Genomic DNA, 22,605 nt, shown 5'->3' with positions numbered 1-22,605 from the left:
TTATTATCTTTTAAATTATTTGTTTTCATTCTTAATCATTTGTTTATACTTTAAGTATACAACCAGTACGAGCCATCCAGCTAAGTTGTTTTATCAACTTTCTTATCTTGTCTGGATAAAAAATAGTTATAAATAGCACAATAAAGATAGCAGAAGTTATTTTCAACAGTTATTCAAATTGTTTTTAATTTCACAATTTTGTAAATGAGTATATTTTCATGAATTTTGCTCGTTCGATTGACTATAGCAATATTGAAAAATTCAATTCCTTTGCTGACACAAATATGCTGGTAAAAATCGAACAAATATTACTGCAATCGCAACCTTCAAATCCAGTTCTAAGCAAAGTATTCAATTTTATTGAGGAGAACTATCAAGAGCGGATCGGTCTTCGTGAAGTAGCTGAAGAAGTAAAACGTTCACCTGCATATCTAACAGATTTAGTACGAAGAAAGACTGGAAAAACTGTACTCACCTGGATTACAGAACGTCGAATGGCAGAAGCGCGTATGTTGCTACTAAAAACTAACCAGTCAATAGAACAAATTACTGAAGCAGTGGGATACTTCGATCGCCGTCATTTCAGTCGCTTATTTCTGCGGAGTCATAACTCTACTCCTCACGCTTGGCGAATGGCAAGTCAAAGTCGCAACGATATCCTCGCACAGGTAGATCGACAGAAATTCAGTAATTTCACACCAACAGAAGCACAAAAGTTAAAAAATTGCCTACGAGAAATAGCTGAAATTTTATATAACAACACTGCTAATGATGAGATATTCAACCTAGATAGTATCGAACAGGGTTTTAAGGGTTTTATTTATCAAAGTTACGATGGCTCACTACAAATATTTTTAAGTTTAAATGACAAACAAAATAAGAAGTTGGTAGCAGTCCCTTGCTTTACAAATCAGCAAAGAAAGTGAAACAGAACGATATGCAACATGACTGGAGCTTTTTGGGGATCTTATCTTTGCCGTAGTTATTGCGAAAATAGCACACGATTTGAATCAAGTTGTTTCACCTTCGAATTTTTTCAGTTTTTTAATGCTACTAGTTAATTTACTTGGCTGTAGCAATGTGTTTTCTAAAAGGAGTTATATTAATTTAGCTTTTACTTCAATTACGTTAATTGAAGATTTACTTGCTATCTTCTTTTTTGCTCTCTTAGACTAGAATTAAAGTTTGGCGATCGGAAGGGCGATCGCTCATAGTTACAACATCTAAATTACTGACTCTATCATCATAAATAAATTTTGCTCTTTGCCATTACAACTCAAACAACTAGAAATTTATCTTCAATTGCTTTTTGAGTCGAACGAGACAAATTAAACTTGCTATCGAGGCACTCAAGTAAAAATTGGTTGGCAAGGTAATATTTTTGCAACCATTCTTGTGAATCGCGATCGAAATTCCAATCGATACCCCAATAACGATATTCATTAATTACGCTACGAAAATGTTGCAGCCAATCGCAACCATTATTCGACCACCAGGTTAAAAGATAGTTTTTACCTTCAGCAGGATCGGGAAGTTGTTGTTTGAGAGAGTCAAGTGCCTGTTTCATGTCTGCCGAGAGAGAACAACTAGACTCAAACTCCAGGGCAAAACTAAAATTGAGAATTTGTTTGATGTCGGGATTTTCAGCCAAAGATAGAGCGATTGCAAAAGCTCTTTCCAAAGCTAAATCTAAAGCCAAATCGTTTGCCAGTTCGCCAGCCAATTGGGAATCGAGAGCAATAGCCAGGTTGAGATCGCGGTTGTGAAACAAACTAAAATAAAAAGCTCTTACTGCTGCTGGTTTATAAGGTACGGATAAGGCTTTTGCTTTGCGATCGATAAACTGGAGAAACTCTTGTAATTGAGGAACTGCTGCCAAAATTAGATCGACTTGCTGTTTGAGTTGCCGTACTAAGTAATCGGCATTGGGTAACATACTGGCAGTCAAGAGAATAACTTCGCGCCATTGAGGATTAGAAATTTGGGTTGCCAGCTGCTGTAGATAACTATTTAATTCTTCGCAATTTGGACTAGAAACTATTTTTCTGGCGGTAAGATACTCTTGAAAAGTTAGGTGAGAAAATGAGTAAATACCCCTGGCTCTTTCAACTAGTAACCCATGCTGAACTTCGATCGCTCTGAGAATAGCTTCACTATCTAAGCGCAGCGTTTCTGGATCGCCCGAAGCATCGGATACAGTTGCTAAATAGTCGGCAATAATTTGTAACAACTGCTCTTTTTCAAAAAAGTAGTTACCCCGCTCGAAATTGACCGCAGCAATATGACTGAGAAGTTTAATTTTATCTGGTAAAGTAAGATTGCGGTAGATGCGATCGCGCTCGATGCCTCTAGAACGATCCCAACGCACTAGTAAAATATCCAATCCCTCTTGATATAATCTTTCTCGTTTGCTGGGAAAAGATAACCGCTCTTGAAATACAGAACAAATTAAGTTGAGCAGAATTGGAGTAGTGACCAGTTCCCGAATTGGTTGATTGCCTTTGTGTTGTAATTGTTCTAAAAACTGGTTAGCCTTAGTAAGTCCAGTTTCAGAATCTCTAGCAGTGGCAACAAACCATCTTTTAGCAAAGGCTTGTACTTGTGTGGGATTGAAATCTGCTAATTCGACATAAGTAAAGCCGTTGAAGCGATATTGTTGTCCTGCTAAGCGACAGGTGACGAGCGCACGATTTTGATAGTAAAGTTGAGAAAATTGCTGAATTTGCCGAACAATTTCCTGCTCGTATTCTTGAGGAATTTCGTCCAACCCATCGAGAAGCAGTAATACTTTCCCTTGTTGCAGTAAGGTAACTATTTGTTCTGAAGTAAGATTATAATTACGCCAGAAACGTTCCAAGTAACCAAGCAAGCTAAAATCCTGACATTCTTTAGCTTGGACGGCAAAAGTTCTCAAAAAAATAAAGACGGGAATACAGTCAGCTTTAAAATTACCTCGAATACACTCCAATGCCAAATGCTGCAAAAATGTTGTTTTACCAGCACCTGGCTTACCCAACAACATCAACTTATCGTGAGTGTTAACGGCATCGAGAGCGGGAATTGTCTGTCTGTCTGGATCGGAAAATCCCAAACTGCGTTGGCTCGAACTTTGCAAATCCGATACTTCTAACCAGCGTTGATTGCTCAGGCGGGTGAGGAAGTTTTGGTTGGTATAAATATCTTTCAGGGGTAAGGGTTGGGCAAATTCAAAAAAAGATTGCAGCGTACCACACTGAGCTTCAATTTGTCCTCTAACCTGCGATCGCGCTACAGTAACTAATTCTTGGTAATTTGAGGAAGTTGAGGGTTGTTTCGGTCGTTCTTCAGCTAAAGGCTTATTTTTATGCGGTAAATCAGCAACATCCTCCCAATCCAAATCTAGCTGAAAACAAAGATCGATAAAGATGTGGCGTTCGATAGGTTTACCCGTAAAGAACTTCCAAACTGACTGGCGAGTCGATAAACCCACTTCTGCGGCTAGATATTCTTGTGTCCAGCCAAGGCGCTCAAAAGCTCGTTTGGCTTTATCAATTCCGAAGTTAGATGCTTTGAGCGATCGCTTTGCCATAGTTTAATGATTGAGTGTAAACAACATCGATGGTTTATTCAAGCTCGATCGTCAATAGTCGTCCTAGATCTATAAACCTGTTAACGGTTAGCTTTTGCCATTGAGAAAACCTCTCAGAAGAATGGAGCGAAAGCAAGCCTAAAAGGCTAGTACCATTCCTTAGCGGTACGATAGATAACGCTTGAGTGTTAAGCTGCTCGAATCTGGCGATCGCAGCAGATGGTAAGTTGGCTCCAGCAATATCTTCGATGACAACTATTTTTCCTTGATGATATTGTTCCCCATATTCACTCAATAAATTAAAGTCTAGAGCAGAAAATTCTGTTATTGAAGGAGTACCAACTGCGAGCGATTCAAAGCAATTTTTGGTTGCCGCTATATATAGCAACACCCTTGAGGCTTGACTCCAATTGCGAATCAGCGACAGAACCTGCTTAATTGAATCTTCAACTAAATTGCCTTGAGCCAACTGCTGTAAAATCTTTCTAATCAATTCTTCCCAAGCCTGCTGCTGCTTTAGTTGTTCTTTAACTGCTGCTAATTCTAGACTAGCTTGATTGGTGCTTAACAAACGATCGACTCGCCGCGCCATTACTTCCCAATTAATAGGTTTGGTGATATAGTCGGTTGCTCCTGCTTGAAAAGCACGCTCGATAGATTCTCGATCGTCGAGTACCGTAATTATGAGAATCGGAACGCGATCGCCTCCTGGTAAACTACGAATCTTTTGACAGCAGGTAAAACCATCGAGATCTGGCATCACTGCATCTAATAAAATCAGGTCTGGTTGAAGATGTACGTACTCTGAAAGACACTGTTCGCCATTTTTAGCCTCTACTATGCGATAACCCTCTTCTTCCATTCCCAAATTAAGCAAAGCACGCATTGTGCGATCGTCGTCGACGATAAGAACCAAAGGCATTTGCTCGGTATTATCGTTTTTTTCAGTCATGTTGGCATTCCTCTTGCAGGGCTATTTTTGCTTGTTGGTATTCGGTTTCTAACTGTGTTATTACCCCTTCTTCGGGTATTTTTCCAGTACGAGCTAGATTTTCTATACTTTTGCAGCATTCGGCAATACCGACCGCTCCTAAATTGGCACTGCTAGAGCGCAGACCGTGAGCGGCTTTACGGAGTGCCTCGGCATCTTTCTCCTCCAGGGCTTTGGCGATCGCTTGAAGTCTGCCAGGACTGTCTTCTAGATATTGATTGATAATATTAGTCAACAAAGTTTGAGCTTTGGCTCCAGCTAGCTGGCGCAGTGAGTTCAAAACGCTCACATCGAGAACTGATTGTTTGGCTTCTGAAACAGGAGAGATGGTTTCGGGTACTGGCGATCGAGTTACTACATTGGCTTCAAAAGAATTAGAGTTACCTTTGGCATTAGCCTCCGAGTCTATAAGGTTGGCTATTTTTTGTAATGCTCTAGCTAAATCTTCGATACGAATTGGTTTGGTTAAAAAATCTGTCATGCCTGCTTGCAAGCAGCGATCGCGATCTTCCGACATGGCATAAGCGGTCAAACCTATAATATGAGGCGTTTTAATAGTTAAATTGTGAGACAGTATCCTTTTTGTCGCCGTAATTCCATCCATTTCTGGCATTTCCATGTCCATAAATATTAAGTCATAAGGCACTGCTTGCACTGCATTAACTGCTTCTAAACCATTGCTAACAATATCGGCTCGATAACCCAATTTTTCTAAAATTAGTAAAGCAACTCTCTGGTTGACGCTATTATCTTCGGCTAATAAAATTCTCAGAGGTTTGCGCTCTTTTGGAGCCTCTGCAAGAGAAGGTTCTTTACTACTAACGTTACTCTCAGGTAAAGAATGCCCCGAAGCTTCTTGGACTACAATTGTAAAATAAAAATTCGTACCAACCGTGTCTTCAGCAGTAGTGAGTTTCCAATCACCTGGTGGAACGCCAGTTACACAACCATGACTTTCAACCCAAATGCTGCCACCCATTAACTCAACTATCTGTTTACAAATTGCCAATCCCAATCCCGTGCCGCCATATTTACGATTTACTGAAGCATCTACCTGACTAAACGGCTTGAACAGAAGCTTTTGTTTTTCAGGCAGAATTCCAATGCCAGTATCTCGAACCGCAAATTGAATTTGATAGGTATTTTGCTGCTTTGTTGACAAATTTCCCTTTATAGAAACGCTCACATAACCTCGTTCGGTAAATTTCACCGCATTAGCCAGTAAATTCATTAAAACCTGTCTCAATCTAGCTATGTCTCCAACAACATTAGAGGGAAGAATTTCGTCAATTTGGTAGACTAATTTCACTCCCTTAGCATTAGCTTGAGGTCGTACCAAATCTAAAGCATCCCGCAGACAAGAACACAAATTGAAGGGATATTGCTCTAAAGTCATTTTTTCCGCTTCAATCTTGGAAAAATCGAGAATATCATTGATTAGAGCCAGTAATGTTTCACCACTTCTGCGAATAGTTTCGGTAAAATACTTCTGCTGAAAATTCAATTGAGTATCTAATAACAAACCTGTCATGCCAATAACTGCATTCATTGGAGTTCTCAGTTCGTGGCTCATAGTAGCGAGAAACTGACTCTTTGCTTTATTAGCTGCTTCTGCTGCTTGTTTGGCAACATTCAATTCTTGATTTTTTTGAGCTAGAGCAACTTTACTTAGAGTTTCTTGTTCTAACAATTCTGCTTGCCCCAAACCAATTCCTACTTGAGCGGCTACCGCTTCTAATAGTTCGATTTCTTCTGGTTTCCAGTTACGCTGGCGATCGCTTTGATGTAGGGCAATTATGCCGTTAATTTGTCCTTTATAGGAAGTACGGACTGCTAGGATCGATTTAATTTGTAGTTGCTGACAAATTTCAGCAGTAGGCTGAAGCAGAGGATCCATAAAGACATTGTGGCTAACAACTGCTCGCTCTCGCTCCAGCAATCTTTGAGCGTGAGGATTATTCTCCATCGGAATTTCTATATCGAGCATCGAAAGAGTATCGTAATTTGAATATTCAGCAACGCAAGGAATTTGTGGGGGCGAACCATCTACAAAACGATGAATTACACAGCGATTGACACCAAAAGCCTCACCAACTCGATTTGCTGTGGTTTGAACGATTTGTTTGACATCTAGGCTTTGACGAATTTCTTCTGTAATCTCTCTAAGCAAAACTGTTTTTGAATATTGTCGTTCGAGGCTATTTTGAATCTGTTGGCGTTCGATTTCACTACCCAACCATTGAGTCATTAGCTCGATCAGTTTTTGTTCTGCGTAGGTAGCAGTGTACTGACGTGGCGCGCCACTAAAAAAACCAAGAAGACCGTAAACTTCTCCCGATACTAAAATACTTATACCAAAATAAGTTTTTAAGGCTTCCAAAGTATTTAAAGTCGTAAATTTTACATTCCAGTCTAAATAAATTGGTTGCTCGGTTGCCAGGGTTTTTTGCCAGAGTTGCCAATCGATTTCTTGAGGAAAATCGGTAATATCTAAAGTGGTTTGTAGCTTATTGTTGTAAAAAATAGCTTGTCGTTCCAAGCGACCGCGCTCGATTTTGCTTACCAGACCAACTTCTAGCCCGAAGTATTCACATCCTATTTTCAGTAAATGCTGAAGACGCTGTAGAAAGTCAATATTTTGATTTAAAATTACCCGTTGCAACAGGCGATCGCGCTGTTCTTTTTCAGTTTCTGCTCTCTTACGTTCGGTAATGTCGTTAATAAAAATTCTAACTAAGTCGCTTTGAGGAAGATAATGTATCGATTGCTCGTATACGGCATTGTTTAAACTAATTTCTCGCGCAAAAGTATTTTCCGTTCGCTGGTGAACTATGTTGGGAAATTCTAATAAGATTGGATGTTTTGTACCTAGTTCTTTTAATTGAGCAAATTGACGAAGTGCTGCAGGATTTAAATAGGTAATTTTTCCAGTTAAGTCAAGCTCGATAATTGGAGTGGGAATTAGCTCGGGAAAGGAAGCCAAACGCGCTAGAGCGAGATCGTTAGCACCTTTAAAACTATCTTCTGGAGCAATAAAAGTTTTAAAAGATTTACCTGGAAGGGCTAAAAAACCAGAAACATCATCTGTTCGAGCAAATTGGGAATATTCAGAATCTGACAGATTAGAAAAAGCATAGTACTTAGCTCGAATTTTACTGCTAAATGCAATCGTATCTCCGTGTTTGAGGTCGTGAGAAAGACATTTTGTACCATTGATTGAAATGCCGTTAGTACTTCTTTTACCGTTGAGACTGCCATCAATAATGCGAAAAAAATAGCGATCGCTCTCTGGAACAGTAATGCGTAAAATTGTCGCATGTTGACGAGAAATCGACGAGCCTTGAAGCACAATGGAATTAATCGGATCTCGACCGAGTGAATAAGTTTCAGCTTCTAAGCGATAAGTTTTTTTTCCCCGTTCGTCTTCTGCCACTAGTAAATGACGAATCTTTTGTAGTTCTAGTGCTGACATCGAGTTTGCCATTAATTTGAGCTAATTTATTTCCTTTGTAATCTCTCTCTGGCAAATTGACCAGTAAGCTAGCAGTCTGTCAACTCTAAATTGAGTGGTTTGGGCAGACTGGGAGACGCAGCCTGGAGTTATCTCTGATTAAATAATTATATTCCATGACAACAACAACAAGAGCCGAAAGGCTCTATTTTAAACTGTTATATAATAGCTTGCTTTAGTATTTACACATCATGTATTATATTTGCATGAAGACACAGAAAGGGCAATTAGATAACGGCAAGACAATCTGGTTAGTGCTGGACGATAACTATCTACCCGTCGAACCAATATCAAAGTATTTACGCTACCTCGACAGCCTAGAACGTTCACCTAACACTATCTCTAGCTATGCTCGGAATCTGAAGCTCTACTTTGAATACCTCAAAGAAAACTCCTTAGACTGGAAAACAGTCAACTTAGAACAAAGAGCAGAGTTTATCCACTGGCTTAGAAACCCACAGCCAGGAACAATCCCAATCCGACCACAAGAGTCACAGAGGTCGGAAAAAACTATTAACCATGCTCTTACTACTGTCGCTTCTTTCTACGAGTTTCATGAGCGTTTAGGAACGACTGAGGGTATAGAAAACTATCGCTACGTAACCCAAAAAGGAAGCAAGTTCAAACCTTTTCTACATCACATCAGTAAAGGCAATCAAGTTAAAGCCAAATTACTCAAAGTTAAAGAACCTAAAACTTTCCCTGGTTGCCTCAACGATGATGAAGTAAAAAAATTAATTGACGCTTGTAAGCACACTAGAGACAAGTTTTTAATTTGTTTGCTTTACGAAACAGGAATGCGTATTGGGGAGGCATTAGGGCTTAGATTGGAAGATTTTGTTACAGGAGGAACGAATGAGATCCATGTAAAAAATAGACTCGATAATTTCAATAATGCTAGAGCTAAAAGTGGAGATAGAATAATTCACGTCAACAAGGAACTAATGCGGTTTTTTTCTGACTATTTAATTGATGAATATCCAGAAGATGTTGACTCAGATTATGTATTTGTTTCTATTTGGAGTCACAAAGTACAACCAGGAACACCATTAACTTATTCGGCAGTAGATAGCTTGTTTCGTCGCCTAAGAAAAAAGACTGGTATTTATGCTACTGCACACTTACTGAGACACAGCCACGCAACTAATTTAGTCAGATCTGGGTGGGACATAAGTTATGTACAAAAGCGATTAGGACATAGCGATATTCAAACTACGGTCAATACCTATGTTCATCTGATTGATGATGATTTAAAAGCAGAATATCAAAAATATTTGGAGCAAAGAAAAATAAATGAATCAGTCATTAAAAGTTGAGTATAATAATTCACAAAATCCCGCTTTTTTTGATAAAGATCTTTGGGATTATAAAAATCTAAATTTGCAAGTTTATGAATATAACAATGAAAAAAGAAAATTGAATTTTTCTTTGATTCAGCAACAATGGCTTAAAGAATTAGCAAAAAAAACAATAAAGTATTTTTCTATTAATAAAAAAATAGGAACTTTACGAGAGTACATAAGCACTTTCAATAAATTATCAATGTTTGTTGCAAATGAATACAAAACTACAGAAGCAATAAACATTGATAGAGCCTTGATTATAAATTTTTGTTTTTATTTGTCCAGTATAAAATTATCGGCAAGAACAAGAGGCAAGCACATCAGTTATTTAAATGAAAGTTTTAAGGTGTGGACAGAAAATAAATGGTTTTATATTCCTCCTTACGTAATTCATGAAAATGATTATCCAAAAAGAAAAAAGCCAATTCCCAGATACATACCTGAAGATGTAATGTCTCAACTAAACAAACATTTGGATAAATTACCTCCTCCAGTCATGAGAATGATCTTGGTAATTCAAGAGTGTGGTTTTAGAGTCGGAGAGCTTGTGTCTTTAAAAATCAATTGCTTGCGTCAAGACAACACAGGTTATTGGTTTATTGAACACTGCAACTTCAAAATGAAAAAGGAAGATAAAAAACCTATTTCTCATGAGCTAGCACGAGTAATTCAAGAGCAGCAGGAATATATCAAGAAAAATTTTAACTCAGACTTTGAATATCTTTTCTGTGGCAGGAAAAGAGGTAGTAGCTCCGATTTTAATCCCGAAGCAAAAGTAATGACACCCAAAAACTTTGCTGTTTATTTAAAAAAACTAGCAGAAAAACAAAATATTTGTGATAGTTCTGGTAAAGTTTGGAATTTTCAATCTCATCAGTTTCGACATACTGTTGGTACACGCATGATTAACAATGGCGTTCCCCAACACATTATTCAACGCTATTTAGGTCACGAATCTCCAAAGATGACATCAGTTTATGCCCATCTTCATGACCAAACTTTAAAGAAAGAAATAGCTAAATATCACGACAATAGAGTAGTTAATGTCGCTGGCGAATTAGTCAAATCTACAACACCAGAATTAGATAATAACTTAGACTTACATCTTCTTAAGAAAAAAGTTTTAGCACAATCATTACCTAATGGTTCTTGCGCCAGATCAGTTGTATTAGGTGAATGCCCTCATGCTAATGCTTGTCTTACCTGTGGAGATTTTAGGACAACACTTGAGTTTTTAGACCAGCATAAAGCACAGCTAGAAGAAACAGAAAAACTTGTTAAAAACGCTAAGGAAAAAGGCTGGAAACGTCATGCAGAAATGAATACTAAAGTTAGAGATAACTTACATAAAATTATCAGCACCTTGGAGTCTGGCGACAAAGATATTGTTACTGGAGGTAATGAGTAAAATGAATGGTAAGGAGCAGAGAGTAGCTAGGTTAGATGCAGTTCAGCAGCAGAGAAAACAAGATTGTTTCGACCGCACCGAAAAAGCTATATCTAAACTGTTACAGAATAACGAAAGAATTTCTTTTGGTGCAGTTGCTAGAATTGCTAACGTAAGCGTCAGCTATCTCTACAAATATGACGAACTAAAAGAGCGCATTCAAGATATTCGCGACCAACAGCTAAAACACGCCAGGAAGTTAACTAGACCTCAAACCGCTTCAGAAAAATCCAAGCAGGTAATTATTAAGCAGCTACGAGAACGTATTAACAACCTAGAGTGGGAAAAGAAAGAGCTAAAAAAGCAAAATGAAAAGATGACTGGCGAGTTATACCAAATTGGTATCAAGCTAGATTTGTTCGACCGTGTTAATAATCAAACTGCTAGACAAGCTGAAGAAATAAAGCAATTAAAATCAGAGCTTGCAAAAACTAGAAGCAGGTTAGATAACTGTAAATCACAGCTAGTAGAAAATAATCCCAAGGTTACTTCTATTACTTCCAAAATAAAACAGTCGGATAAGTTACAGGAAATTAGTGATGAACTAAGAACTAAGTTGTCAGAGCTAGGTGTCAGACTCAACGCTACATTGAAGAAAATTATTATCACTAAAACTCAACAGCAAGTAGATAATGCTATCGGGGCAGTAGAAGAATATTTATCTACTGACAAAAAAGTTAAATCAAAAGCTGGATTATTAAGAACGGCATTAGAAGAAAATTGGATACCCAATCTAACTGAAGAAGATAGACAACTTAGTCAAATCAACGATACCTTTTCAGAGTGGTTTAATCTAGCAAAAGAACAAGGTATTGTTCGAGCTAGTCAAAGCACTAAAAAAGGCATCCAAGTGCTAGAAACTACTGGCGACTGGACACCTCTAGAAAAGATGATTGAAAAAGGATGGACGTTAGAATATTTACAGCAAAGAAATGGACGTTAGCTACCGATCGCCCTGTGAATCACAATCTTGTTGTAGAAGCCATACACAACATTAACCCTTTATCTGGCTTGTGTTGTGTAGGTTATAGACGAGATAACTGGAGGCTGCCGACTTGCCAAGGGCAAGGCGAGACGCTCCAGCGTCTGACTAAGAGGACTAAGGGATTGGGAAAATATTACCCATCATTAATTAATGGGCAGACCACTAGAGCGAAAAACTAAAAACTCCAACATTTTCTAAAAGTTATACAAAAACTTATACCAAATGCAATTTAACGCTGACGCGATCGCAAACATAAGGCAGCAATACTGTATTTAATCGCAAATTTAAATATTGAGGTAGCACAATGAAGCTAGTTTCGGTAATCGTTCCCGTTTACAATGTCGAAAACTATATCGCCCAAACTATTAACTCGGTTTTAAATCAAACCTATCCTCATTTTGAACTATTAATTATCGACGATGAATCACCCGATCGCAGCGTGGAAATCTGCCAAGGCTATAGCGATCCTCGAATTAAAATCATTAGTCAAAAAAATCGCGGTTTAGCGGGAGCGAGAAATACTGGAATTCGCCACGCTCAAGGTAACTATTTAGCTTTTCTCGACTCAGACGATCTTTGGCTACCCGAAAAACTAGCACGACACGTAAAACATTTAGAATCTTTGCCTCAAGTGGGAGTAAGTTTTAGCCGTTCTGAATTTATCGACAGTCAGGGACAGTCGTTAGGTATTTACCAAATGCCCAAATTACAAAATATTACTCCTTCTCACCTTCTCTGTCGCAATCCCGTTGGCAATGGTTCTGCACCAGTAATTCGTCGGGAAGTGTTTGAGGAAATTTGTTTTCAAGATAATCTACATGGAGAAGTAGAAAACTTTTACTTCGATGAAAACTTTCGTCAGTCAGAAGATATTGAATGCTGGTTGAGAATTGCAGCAGAAACTTCTTGGAAAATTGAAGGTCTTCCCGAAGCTCTAACTCTCTATCGCGTCAACGGTGAGGGACTTTCTGCCAATCTGTTCAAACAGTTCGATTCTTGGGAGCAAATGATTACCAAGCATCGCGATCGCTCTCCCCAACTACTCGCTGCCTGGGAAAATCCTGCTAGAGCCTATCAACTTCGCTATCTCGCTCGGCGGGCAGTACGACTCAAAAATGGCGACATGGCAGTCAAGTTAACCCATCGTGCTTTAGCTACGCACTGGCAAATTGTTTTAGGCGAACCCAATCGCACTTTACAAACCTTATTTGCTGCCTACTTGCTTAAACTTTTACCTCTATCTTTCTATCGAGGCTGCGAGAATTTAGCTCTAAAATTAACTGGAATCGTTCATCAACTTCATATCTTGCGCGATCGCTTTGCAGTTAAGTACGTTTAATGCTCAAAGTTATACACAACTCAGACAACAAAACCGACGCGATCTTATAAGTCAATAAGTAATACTAAAAACAATCGAACCTGAAATTTAGTTTAGTTCTGCAAAATATAATTTTTACCTGGAGAAATTCAAACCATGTCCAATAACAACACTAACGCTTTAAACCAACTAATTCTTATTGTTGATGATGATGCTAGCATCCGTATGACTGCTGCTGGAATTTTGGATCTTCAAGGTTATTCTGTTTTAGAAGCCGATAGTGCAGAAGCCTGTTTGAGTATTTGTCAGCAACAAAAACCCGATTTAATTTTACTCGATGCTGTAATGCCTGGTATGGATGGTTTTGCTTGCGCGCTCAAACTTAAAAGTATTTTTGGTATCTATTGTCCGCCAATTTTTATGATGACCGCTCTAAGCGATCGCGATTCTCTCTATCGTAGTTTTGATGTAGGAATTACTGACTATTTAGTCAAACCTTTAGACTGGGCTAGTTTACCTCAAAAGATCAAAAAACTTACTCTCAATCACTCCAAAAGCAATCAACTAAAAGAACAATTTGCAGAAATTAACTCCCTCAAAGAAAAATTGGATGATACAGTCCACTGTCATCTCAACAAAACTCAAGGCAAAATGCAAAAAACATTAAGTTTAAGCCTTCCTAGAATCTAAAATAATTAAATTTAACTCTGTCTTGACAAGCATTCCCTTGCGTCTTCTACTAACGTAAGGTTTGCTATTTTTGTAGCAAAAGTTATACATAATTTTCATAAGTCAAACATTTTAACGAACACGATCGCACACAGCAGCGAGAGACACTAAAAGCAATCGGGAATCAAACAAAGAGACAAACATGAAAATTTTACTTATTAGTTCTACAGGCGGTCACTTTCAAGCAATACAAAAATTATCTTATTTCTGGAGAAAACACGATTGTTGCTGGGTAACTTTCCGCACGGATTCTACCGAACTAATTTTAAAAGATAAAAAAGTCTATTGGGCTTATAGTCCTACCAATCGCAATGTACCTAATTTAATACGCAATTTTATCCTAGCCTGGCAAGTTATTTGGCAAGAACGTCCTCAGTTAGTTTTAACTACTGGTGCTGGTGTGTCTGTTCCTTTCATCATTTTGGCAAAGTTAGCTGGCACTAAAACGGTTTTTGTCGAATCTTTTACTAGAGTTAAAGAACTTAGTTTATCGGCTAGATTAGTTCTACCGTTTCTCGATGTAGTTTATGTGCAGTGGGAACAATTAACAACTAAATATTCTAAAGCCAAATTAATTCGTATTTAGTACCTGTACAATCACAATTTGATTGAACAATGTTGATAACTTAAACGCTTTCAATGTTGCTTCATCCATTTATTCAGTATTGTGTCCGATCGCTTTATTAGTAACGCAGCCTGCTGGCGCAGGCTGCGTTGCTAGTCGCGACCTCACGATCGCCAGTTAGATACCTCACTTCTGCGGTGGGAAAAATTGCGTAAAAACATTTTAAGCTTATGAGTAAATAAGTTTCAGCATATGCTTAAATATTTCACGTTTTAGTTTAATATTTCACGATATGCTTAAACCGACACACATTAAATATCTAAATCGTCAAGATCTAACTTAGGTGCGTGGGTTTCGATAAATTCCCGTCTGGGTGCGACGCGATCGCCCATCAACACGGTAAACATTTTATCAGCTTCGGCAGCATCTTCAATTTCTACCTGCTTCATCATTCGCGTTTCGGGGTTCATCGTGGTATCCCATAGCTGCTGGGGCATCATTTCACCCAAACCCTTAAATCTTTGAATGGTGTAGTTGGCATTTGAAGGTAATTCGCTAATGCGCTGTTGTAAATCGCGATCGCTGTAGCAATAGTAATGACTGCGCCCTCGTTCTAGTTTGTATAGTGGCGGACAGGCAATATAGACATAGCCTTGGTCTACTAATTCCCGTTGATAGCGATAAAAGAAAGTTAACAGCAGTGTTCTAATGTGCGCCCCGTCTACGTCAGCATCAGTCATAATTACTATGCGATGATAGCGTAATTGAGAAGGATCGAATTCTTCACCTTTAATACCCAGTCCCAAAGCAGTAATCATCGACTGAATTTCGTTATTCTTATAAATCTTGGCATCATCGGTCTTTTCGATATTAATAATCTTACCTCTCAAGGGCAAAATTGCCTGAAACTGCCGCGATCTACCTTGTTTTGCAGAGCCGCCAGCACTATCGCCTTCAACGAGAAAAATTTCTGATTCTTGAGGATCGCGCGAACTACAGTCGGCTAACTTACCAGGGAGAGGAGAAGATTCTAAAACCGACTTGCGGCGGACTAATTCTCTAGCGCGTCTGGCTGCTTCGGCAGCTTTAAAAGCCTGTACTGCTTTTTCAATAATGGCATCGCCAACACTTACATTGAAGTCTAAATAGTCGTTTAAAACTTCACCTACTAAAGAGTCAACAATTCCTCTAACCTCTGTGTTGCCTAATTTAGTTTTAGTCTGTCCTTCAAACTCTGGTTCTGGAACCTTAACCGAAATTACTCCCGTTAAACCTTCTCGAATATTTTCACCGCCTAAGTTAGACTCGCTGTCTTTAATTTTGTTGCGCTTGCGAGCATAACTATTCATGGTTCTGGTGAGAACGGTTTTTAACCCTTCTAAGTGAGTACCACCATCAATAGTCCGAATATTGTTAGCAAAACCTAATAAGTTATCGCTAAAGGCATCTACACACCATTGCAAAGCAACTTCAACGTTTACGCCGTTTTTTTCTCCTGCAACATAAATAATGTCTTCGTGTAGGGGTTGTTTTTCCCTTGTCATGTAGGTGACATATTCTTTAATTCCACCTTCATAACAAAATACATCTTGGCGAATTTCTTCCTCTCGATAGTCGGTAAAGGAAATTTTAATGCCTGCATTAAGATAAGCTAACTCTTTTACTCGCTTTGCTATAATTTCATATTCAAAGGCAGTAGTTTCAGTAAAAACCGTACTGTCTGGTAAAAACCTTACCGAAGTCCCCGACTGTTGGGGATTTTGCTTGTTGGGCTTTACTTCTAGCTCTCCTTGGGCGATACCTCTTGCGTAACGTTGAATGTGGATTTTTTTCTCTCGCCAGACTGTTACCTCTACCCATTCAGAAAGGGCATTAACTACCGATACACCAACTCCGTGTAACCCTCCAGAAACTTTATAACCGCCACCGCCAAATTTGCCTCCAGCGTGCAATACTGTCATTACTGTTTCTAAAGCTGACTTACCAGTTTTGGTATGAATACCTGTAGGTATTCCCCTACCATCATCAGTAACGGAAACCGAACCATCTTGGTGAATTTCAATTTCTATATGAGTGCAATAACCAGCTAGTGCTTCGTCAATTGAGTTATCTACCACCTCATATACTAAATGATGCAGTCCCTTTGGTCCTGTAGAACCAATATACATCCCCGGACGCTTGCGTACTGCTTCTAAACCCTCTAAAACTTGAATTTGATCTGCACCGTAACTGCTAGTCATGTAGTGTCTCCAAAAAAGGCTCTAAGCTCGATTTTTGTCACATTATAATAAAATACTCAAAAATTTTAACATAAAAGCTTTATAGACCGCCTTAGACTATTCTGAAAAGATGTTTATTTTGGGATATACCCCCCTTAATCTGTTAGATTCTATCTTTGGTGTTTCCTACTTCAATTATTTAGGTTTCACATTGGGTGGTGCATCTCGCGCTCTATCTCTTGCTTAGTCTCGATTGAAGTTTATCATCAAAACAAAAAACCTGGCTATTGCAATCAAGATTATAGCCAGGTTTTTATCAATAATTTAGGTGTAGTATTTTTTACAAATACAAAGCCTAATTGTATATTAAAATACTAAATAGCTTATTAGTAAGTGCAACAACTGATTGAATACTACTATACGAGGAAAAGCACCTACTAAATAAAGAAGTTGGGGAATAAAAAACAATAATCCGAGCATTTTCATGAGACAGTCAAAATCGCGAACAGTGTGTAAGAGAGTAGAAAATTAATGAAATTTTGATACTAGATTACTTTTATTGAAATCAAAAATAAATATTTAAGTGTAAATACGACTACAACTATAAATATTTGTTGTTGAGTTTAGACAGTTTATCTAGCTCAATCACATACTAACACTGGAATTGAGGATTGTTAAGAGCTAAAAACATAAAAACAACACAATAACAAAAACTTTTTGAAAAAAACATATTAGCTTCATGTTATCTTTACATAAGCTGACGAAATAATTAGTAAACAATGAAAAACTCATATTTAATATTATGAGATGTTAGAAAAATCTCAATTTATATAAATTTGCTGTTAACTAAAATTGTAATTACTCGACGTGTTACTACATTATTGTTTTCTCAATCGAAGAAACCACATGTTCGGTAAAGAGAATAGCGGTGCGACCTCGCACTCAGCAAAAGTTCCGTTACAAGAGTTAGAGGTTTCCTTAAAGCAGGCAGAATTAGGAACGCGCGCCAAGACAGAAAATAAAATTTCTCTCTTTTCGTTGAGAATTGCTATTTATAGCAAATTAAAAATGAGTTCTGTACAATTGAAAGCTGTAAAATTGAGTTACGATTCGCCAGAAGCTTTAAGTTATTGTAAATGAATCACCAAACCTCATGGCAAATAGTTAAGTCTGTAGAAATACCTCAGTGGTTTATCGATGCAGTCAAGCCATACGCTAATAACTCAGACGGTAAGTACGCAGCGCAGCTATTATGGCAAAGAGGAATTAAGGACTTAAAAAATCTATGGGGTTTTCTAGATCCAAATTTGTATTCACCTGCCTCTCCCTTCGAGTTTGGGGAAGAAATGACAAGAGCGATCGCCCGTATACAGCAAGCACGTCAAACAGAGGAAAAAGTATCAATTTGGGGGGATTTTGATGCCGACGGTATTACTTCTACTAGCGTTTTATGGGATGGTTTGGGACAGTTTTTTCCCCAAGAGATGCAGCTTGAATACTATATTCCCAATCGACTGACAGAATCTCATGGTTTAAATAATTCTGGTATCGAAAGATTAGCTGCCTCTGGTACAAGATTAATCGTCACTTGCGATACGGGAAGCACTAATATAGCAGAAATAAACTATGCCAAAGAATTAGATATAGATATTATCGTTACCGATCATCACACACTACCAGAATCGCGCCCCCCAGTAACGGCAATTATTAATCCTCGTTATTTGGCTAAAGACCATTCCCTATATCATCTTTCTGGAGTGGCGGTGGCATACAAACTTGTAGAAGCACTGTATCAAAGCTTACCTGAAATTCCCCAGCAACCTTTAGAACAGTTATTAGATTTGGTGGCAATTGGCTTAATTGCCGATTTGGTCGAGTTAAAAGGAGACTGCCGTTATTTAGCACAGATAGGAATTGAAAAGCTTCGGCAACAGCTTAACCCCAAAACCGCAACTCGTCCAGGGGTAACCCGCTTATTAGAACTGTGTCGGCGTACTGGCGATCGCCCTACCGATATTTCTTTTGGCATTGGACCGAGAATAAATGCCGTCAGTCGCATTCATGGTGATGCCAGCTTTTGTATCGAACTATTAACTAGTAGAGACAGCGAGCGTTGCGAGCAGTTAGCCTCAGAAACCGAACTAGCAAACGCTCGCCGTAAAGCTTTACAGCAAGATGTAGTTGAAGGAGTAAAACAGAAGCTAGCCAGACTGGATCTGTCTACTACGTCGGTTATCGTACTCGAAGATCCTCAATGGCAGGGTGGGGTTTTGGGTTTGGTTGCAGGACAAATAGCTCAAGAATACGCTCGTCCAACAATATTATTAAGTAGCAGTAACCAAAATCCTGTAGAGGCAACAATAATAGCACGAGGTTCGGCGCGATCGACAAACAATATCGATCTCTATCAGCTAGTAAAATCTCAAGAAAATTTACTGCATAGGTTTGGCGGACATCCCTTTGCGGCAGGATTGAGTTTGCCTTTAGAGAACTTGCCATTATTTACCGAAGCAATTAACCAACAGTTAAGGCAACAGGGCAAAATAGATACTTTACCCGACATTGAAGCCGATCTAACCGTTACGGTTGCAGAACTAGGTAAAGAGTTATTTGACGAGTTGAGTTTATTAGAACCTTGCGGCATGGGTAATCCCGTTCCCAGGTTGCTAATTAAAAACTGCTGGTTTACCAACATCTGGAATAGCAACATAAAAGATAGTAGCGGTCGGAAAATAAAATACATTAAAACTGCTTTTAAAATTTGCGATGACTCTACAAGCTATAGATTTCCTGGTGTTTGGTGGGGGCATTACCGTGAAGAAATTCCTCAAACCAAAGGTTGCGATGCGATCGTCGAACTAGACTTTAACAGTTATAAAAGTGACCGAGTCGAACCACACTACGAAGTTCGTTTAATTGAAGTGAGATCGCCCTCTGAGAAGCTAGCTATAGAACCGTCAACCGCCAATTCAAATTCAATTATCGATCGCCGCCACAATATGTTGGCTTTAGATATTTTAGACTCTGCGGCAGAAATTCTCGATCGCTGTCCTGTAAGCTGGACGGAATTACAGCGCGAATATCGACAGGCGATCGCCCGTGACAGTAAATTAGTATTAGGCTATAGTGCGCCGCAAACTATAAACGCTCGGGAAGTTTGGCAACAGTTGGTAGGAATTGCCAAATATTTAAGTCGTACCCAAAAGACAGTTACCCATCAACAACTAAAAGAAAAATTACATCTTAGCGATCGCACTTTAAAGATCGGTTTGCAAGCTTTGCAAAAGATCGGTTTTGAGCATCAAAGAACTGAAGATCTCTATAGATTTAGTTGGCAAGAGCGAAACGATAGTAATCTCGATCGAGAGTTGCAAAATCTCGAACTAGCGATCGCCGAACAGCAATTTCAACAGCAGTACTTCGAGCAAGTCCCTTTATCCACTATCGAGCGTCAGCTATCAATTTTCAGCTAAACCTAGAAAGTAAAAATAAATTTCTTACTTGCCACTCGCTACTTGCTACTTTATTTATCGCTCTTAATATACTCTTCTTCAGCAACTCTTTTCAGTCGCCGTAACTGTGCCTGCATATCTTTTTTGGTGAATTTAGCAGCAAAGGTATTAAACCCCCAACTGACAATGGGATTGGGGATAGTAAATTCAAAGCGATTGAGTAACATAGTACCTTGTTTGGTTGGCTGACATTCCCAGCGATCGCGTCCTTTAAAAAACCCTTTAAACTCCCAGACAATTAAGCCTGGTTCCCGTTCGACGATCGTACTTCTAAGACTGGGCTGTAACCAAGGAATTTTAATAGTAAAGCGACTCAGGCTACCCTGTTCTGTACTCCAGCTACCTATTGGTTCGCACCGCAATAAAGGATTGAGCCAGCGATGCATTAACTCTAAGTCGGTCAGACAGTTCTCAGTTACAGTAGCACTAGCTTGAATATAAATTGTGTGTTCGATAATTTGCGATGGAGACATACCAAAACTACAGGTAGTTAAATTAAAATTCTAGACGATTTTGTTAATTAGTTCTTAACAGTAAGAATACAAAAAAATACGCAAACACGACAAAAAAACTCCAGGCGATTGCGTTGAAAATAAAAACTTTATTTAGCATTTTGGGGTTATTTTGGCATAATTATCCCAGAAAATATAATTGCTTGCTAATTCAGCAAGTAATATATAACATTTGCCGTAATGGTCATATATATACATGGCGGTAATTACTAGATGAATCACAACTAAAAACATGACACAGATACTTAGTGCTATTTCATCAGCGGGCTTATATCATTTAGCTCAAAATAATTCCAATCAGATATTTTCTAATGTAGGCAATGAGTTCGGTACATCACTACTTAACCTTGTGAAAGCTATTGGGATTTTTATCCTTATATTGATTGTTGCTTTTATTGTTAAAAGTGTTATCAAAGGATTACTCAGTAAAACAGACATAGACAACCGCATTGCTGCCTGGCTGACAGGGCAAAGAGGCGGAGAATCAATTCCAGTTGAAAACTGGATTGCCAACCTGGTTTTCTGGCTAATTGTTTTATTTGCGGTAGTAGCTTTTCTAAATACTTTAGAACTCGATGGTGTATCGCAACCGCTAAACTCACTGCTCGATCGAATTGCTAGCTTTATACCCAAAATACTGGGCGCGGCATTTTTACTGGGTATTGCCTGGTTAGTTGCAACTATAGTCAAAACTATAGTTACCAGGGGATTAAGAGCCTTAGATCTCGATCGCCGTTTGGGGTTAGAATCTACTGGTTCTAACTTTAACTTGAGTGACACTATTGGTAATGCTCTTTACTGGTTTATCTTTTTACTATTTTTACCCGCAATTCTCAATACTTTGAGTTTGCAAGGAACTTTAGAGCCAGTACAGTCATTACTAGATGAAATTCTAGCAATTTTACCAAATGTTTTAGGCGCGATAATTATTGGGGTAGTTTTTTGGTTTGTCGCTCAAATTGTACGGCGAATCGTAACCAATTTGCTTGCTGCTACTGGTATAGATAACATCGGCGCGAGATTTGGCATGTCTACCACGGCATCGGGAAGACAGTCTCTGTCGTCAATTATCGGTACTTTGGTTTTCGTACTAATTTTAATTCCTGGCGCGATCGCAGTACTAGAACAGCTACAGATCGAAGCAATTTCTGCACCTGCTATCAATATGCTAGACCAGGTGTTAGAACTATTACCTAAATTATTTGCTGCGGCAGTAGTTTTGGGTTTATTTTACGTTGCAGGGAAGTTTGTTGCCGATTTGGTTACTAATATTTTAACGAGTGTTGGCTTTAATAATCTGTTGCAATGGTTGGGACTAACTTCTACACCTAGTGGTCGTCCTACGGGAGGCGAAGCTTTTGTAGCCGAAACCGAACAACCAACCGTAATTCAAAGCGGCACTCCCACCACCAAAACTCCCTCAGAACTAGTAGGAATTATCGTTTTAGTGGGAATTATGCTGATTGCCACTCTAACCGCAGTAGACATCCTGGGTATTCCCGCCCTAGCTTCTGTAGTGGGTGTAATTCTGGCGATCGCAGGGCAGATCTTAATCGGTCTAATCGTCTTTGCTATTGGCTTGTATTTAGCCAATCTAGCTTACAATCTCATTTTAAGTTCTGGCACTGGACAATCAAGATTGCTGGCTCAAACTTCTCGTGTCGTCATTATTGTCTTTGTAGCATCCATTGCTTTAATCGAAATTGGTTTGGCACCAAATTTAGTTAACTTAGCTTTCGGGCTGCTGTTAGGCGGTATTGCCGTAGCGATCGCTCTGGCTTTTGGTTTGGGTGGCAGAGAAGTTGCTGGAGAACAGCTACGTCACTGGGTCAATTCTTATAAAAACCGTTCCTAGTTTGAATATTCAGGCGTTATATCATCATAAGATGGTTTGGATCGATTTGG

General features: G+C 38.8%; 15 protein-coding genes. 10 read left to right on the top strand and 5 right to left on the bottom strand.

The genetic code is table 11. The features are described from left to right. The first annotated feature begins 218 nt into the window (after positions 1–218). The gene (locus KV40_RS31900; protein ID WP_052055405.1) at positions 219–926 is read left to right on the top strand and encodes a helix-turn-helix domain-containing protein; all 708 of its coding nucleotides are present in this window, start codon (positions 219–221) and stop codon (positions 924–926) included. Positions 927–1,276: 350 nt separating this feature from the next. On the opposite strand, the gene KV40_RS05945 is transcribed toward KV40_RS31900, so the two are convergent. From KV40_RS05945 to KV40_RS05935, 3 genes are read right to left on the bottom strand one after another with little or no spacing between them, the layout of a single operon-like run. Then, a complete protein-coding gene (locus KV40_RS05945) occupies positions 1,277–3,568 on the bottom strand; it encodes an NACHT domain-containing NTPase (protein WP_036478888.1) in 2,292 nt (763 codons plus the stop codon). 34 nt (positions 3,569–3,602) lie between these two features. Beyond that, positions 3,603–4,520, bottom strand: coding sequence for a PleD family two-component system response regulator (locus KV40_RS05940; RefSeq protein WP_052055404.1), 918 nt, complete (start codon positions 4,518–4,520; stop codon positions 3,603–3,605). Next, complete coding sequence (locus KV40_RS05935) at positions 4,513–8,031, bottom strand: ATP-binding protein (protein ID WP_172657237.1); 3,519 nt, start codon at positions 8,029–8,031, stop codon at positions 4,513–4,515. The genes KV40_RS05940 and KV40_RS05935 overlap by 8 nt, the downstream gene beginning before the upstream one ends. A gap of 245 nt (positions 8,032–8,276) precedes the next feature. Between KV40_RS05935 and KV40_RS05930 the strand changes: the two genes are divergently transcribed. The 6 genes from KV40_RS05930 to pssD all read left to right on the top strand — a co-directional run bounded on the left by KV40_RS05930 (position 8,277) and on the right by pssD (position 14,478). Then, positions 8,277–9,386 carry a tyrosine-type recombinase/integrase gene (locus tag KV40_RS05930; RefSeq protein WP_036478887.1) on the top strand — a complete coding sequence of 370 codons (1,110 nt, stop codon included), beginning with the start codon at positions 8,277–8,279 and terminating at the stop codon, positions 9,384–9,386. After that, on the top strand, positions 9,364–10,821 hold the full coding sequence (locus KV40_RS05925) for a site-specific integrase (RefSeq protein ID WP_036478885.1): 1,458 nt from the start codon (positions 9,364–9,366) through the stop codon (positions 10,819–10,821). Before KV40_RS05930 ends, KV40_RS05925 begins: the two co-directional genes overlap by 23 nt. Then, positions 10,814–11,803, top strand: a complete 990-nt coding sequence (locus KV40_RS31895; RefSeq protein WP_156113960.1) for a DUF6262 family protein — start codon at positions 10,814–10,816, stop codon at positions 11,801–11,803. The genes KV40_RS05925 and KV40_RS31895 overlap by 8 nt, the downstream gene beginning before the upstream one ends. A 346-nt stretch (positions 11,804–12,149) precedes the next feature. After that, positions 12,150–13,184 (top strand): glycosyltransferase, encoded by a 1,035-nt coding sequence (locus KV40_RS05915; protein ID WP_036478883.1) that lies wholly within the window; start codon positions 12,150–12,152, stop codon positions 13,182–13,184. A 135-nt stretch (positions 13,185–13,319) separates the two neighbouring features. Further along, positions 13,320–13,853, top strand: coding sequence for a PleD family two-component system response regulator (locus KV40_RS05910; RefSeq protein WP_052055401.1), 534 nt, complete (start codon positions 13,320–13,322; stop codon positions 13,851–13,853). Positions 13,854–14,034: 181 nt separating this feature from the next. Next, on the top strand, positions 14,035–14,478 hold the full coding sequence (gene pssD / locus KV40_RS05905; RefSeq protein ID WP_036478881.1) for a PssD/Cps14F family polysaccharide biosynthesis glycosyltransferase: 444 nt from the start codon (positions 14,035–14,037) through the stop codon (positions 14,476–14,478). Positions 14,479–14,768: 290 nt separating this feature from the next. Here the strand turns inward: pssD and gyrB are convergent, their stop codons facing one another. After that, on the bottom strand, positions 14,769–16,697 hold the full coding sequence (gyrB, locus tag KV40_RS05900; protein ID WP_036478880.1) for a DNA topoisomerase (ATP-hydrolyzing) subunit B: 1,929 nt from the start codon (positions 16,695–16,697) through the stop codon (positions 14,769–14,771). 885 nt (positions 16,698–17,582) lie between these two features. On the opposite strand from gyrB, the gene KV40_RS05895 reads away from it, so the two are divergent. Further along, positions 17,583–17,816, top strand: coding sequence for a hypothetical protein (locus tag KV40_RS05895; protein WP_036478879.1), 234 nt, complete (start codon positions 17,583–17,585; stop codon positions 17,814–17,816). After that, positions 17,813–20,149 (top strand): single-stranded-DNA-specific exonuclease RecJ, encoded by a 2,337-nt coding sequence (recJ, locus tag KV40_RS05890; protein ID WP_036478878.1) that lies wholly within the window; start codon positions 17,813–17,815, stop codon positions 20,147–20,149. The genes KV40_RS05895 and recJ overlap by 4 nt, the downstream gene beginning before the upstream one ends. A gap of 50 nt (positions 20,150–20,199) precedes the next feature. Here recJ and KV40_RS05885 read toward each other — a convergent pair whose 3' ends face one another. Beyond that, positions 20,200–20,661 carry an SRPBCC family protein gene (locus KV40_RS05885; protein ID WP_036478876.1) on the bottom strand — a complete coding sequence of 154 codons (462 nt, stop codon included), beginning with the start codon at positions 20,659–20,661 and terminating at the stop codon, positions 20,200–20,202. A 271-nt stretch (positions 20,662–20,932) separates the two neighbouring features. Here KV40_RS05885 and KV40_RS05880 point away from each other — a divergent pair, with 271 nt between their 5' ends. Beyond that, complete coding sequence (locus KV40_RS05880) at positions 20,933–22,555, top strand: mechanosensitive ion channel (protein WP_036478875.1); 1,623 nt, start codon at positions 20,933–20,935, stop codon at positions 22,553–22,555. Positions 22,556–22,605 lie beyond the last annotated feature (50 nt).

This window comes from Myxosarcina sp. GI1, assembly GCF_000756305.1.
GTDB lineage: Bacteria > Cyanobacteriota > Cyanobacteriia > Cyanobacteriales > Xenococcaceae > Myxosarcina.
The sequence above is the reverse complement of the archived record's forward strand: the minus strand, read 5'-3'. Positions and strand labels throughout refer to the sequence as shown.

Coding starts and splice junctions, on each gene's coding strand:
- KV40_RS31900 (WP_052055405.1), top strand. CDS start 219: ATGAATTTTGCTCGTTCGATTGACTATAGCAATATTGAAAAATTCAAT.
- KV40_RS05945 (WP_036478888.1), bottom strand. CDS start 3,568: ATGGCAAAGCGATCGCTCAAAGCATCTAACTTCGGAATTGATAAAGCC.
- KV40_RS05940 (WP_052055404.1), bottom strand. CDS start 4,520: ATGACTGAAAAAAACGATAATACCGAGCAAATGCCTTTGGTTCTTATC.
- KV40_RS05935 (WP_172657237.1), bottom strand. CDS start 8,031: ATGTCAGCACTAGAACTACAAAAGATTCGTCATTTACTAGTGGCAGAA.
- KV40_RS05930 (WP_036478887.1), top strand. CDS start 8,277: ATGAAGACACAGAAAGGGCAATTAGATAACGGCAAGACAATCTGGTTA.
- KV40_RS05925 (WP_036478885.1), top strand. CDS start 9,364: ATGAATCAGTCATTAAAAGTTGAGTATAATAATTCACAAAATCCCGCT.
- KV40_RS31895 (WP_156113960.1), top strand. CDS start 10,814: ATGAGTAAAATGAATGGTAAGGAGCAGAGAGTAGCTAGGTTAGATGCA.
- KV40_RS05915 (WP_036478883.1), top strand. CDS start 12,150: ATGAAGCTAGTTTCGGTAATCGTTCCCGTTTACAATGTCGAAAACTAT.
- KV40_RS05910 (WP_052055401.1), top strand. CDS start 13,320: ATGTCCAATAACAACACTAACGCTTTAAACCAACTAATTCTTATTGTT.
- pssD (WP_036478881.1), top strand. CDS start 14,035: ATGAAAATTTTACTTATTAGTTCTACAGGCGGTCACTTTCAAGCAATA.
- gyrB (WP_036478880.1), bottom strand. CDS start 16,697: ATGACTAGCAGTTACGGTGCAGATCAAATTCAAGTTTTAGAGGGTTTA.
- KV40_RS05895 (WP_036478879.1), top strand. CDS start 17,583: ATGTTCGGTAAAGAGAATAGCGGTGCGACCTCGCACTCAGCAAAAGTT.
- recJ (WP_036478878.1), top strand. CDS start 17,813: ATGAATCACCAAACCTCATGGCAAATAGTTAAGTCTGTAGAAATACCT.
- KV40_RS05885 (WP_036478876.1), bottom strand. CDS start 20,661: ATGTCTCCATCGCAAATTATCGAACACACAATTTATATTCAAGCTAGT.
- KV40_RS05880 (WP_036478875.1), top strand. CDS start 20,933: ATGACACAGATACTTAGTGCTATTTCATCAGCGGGCTTATATCATTTA.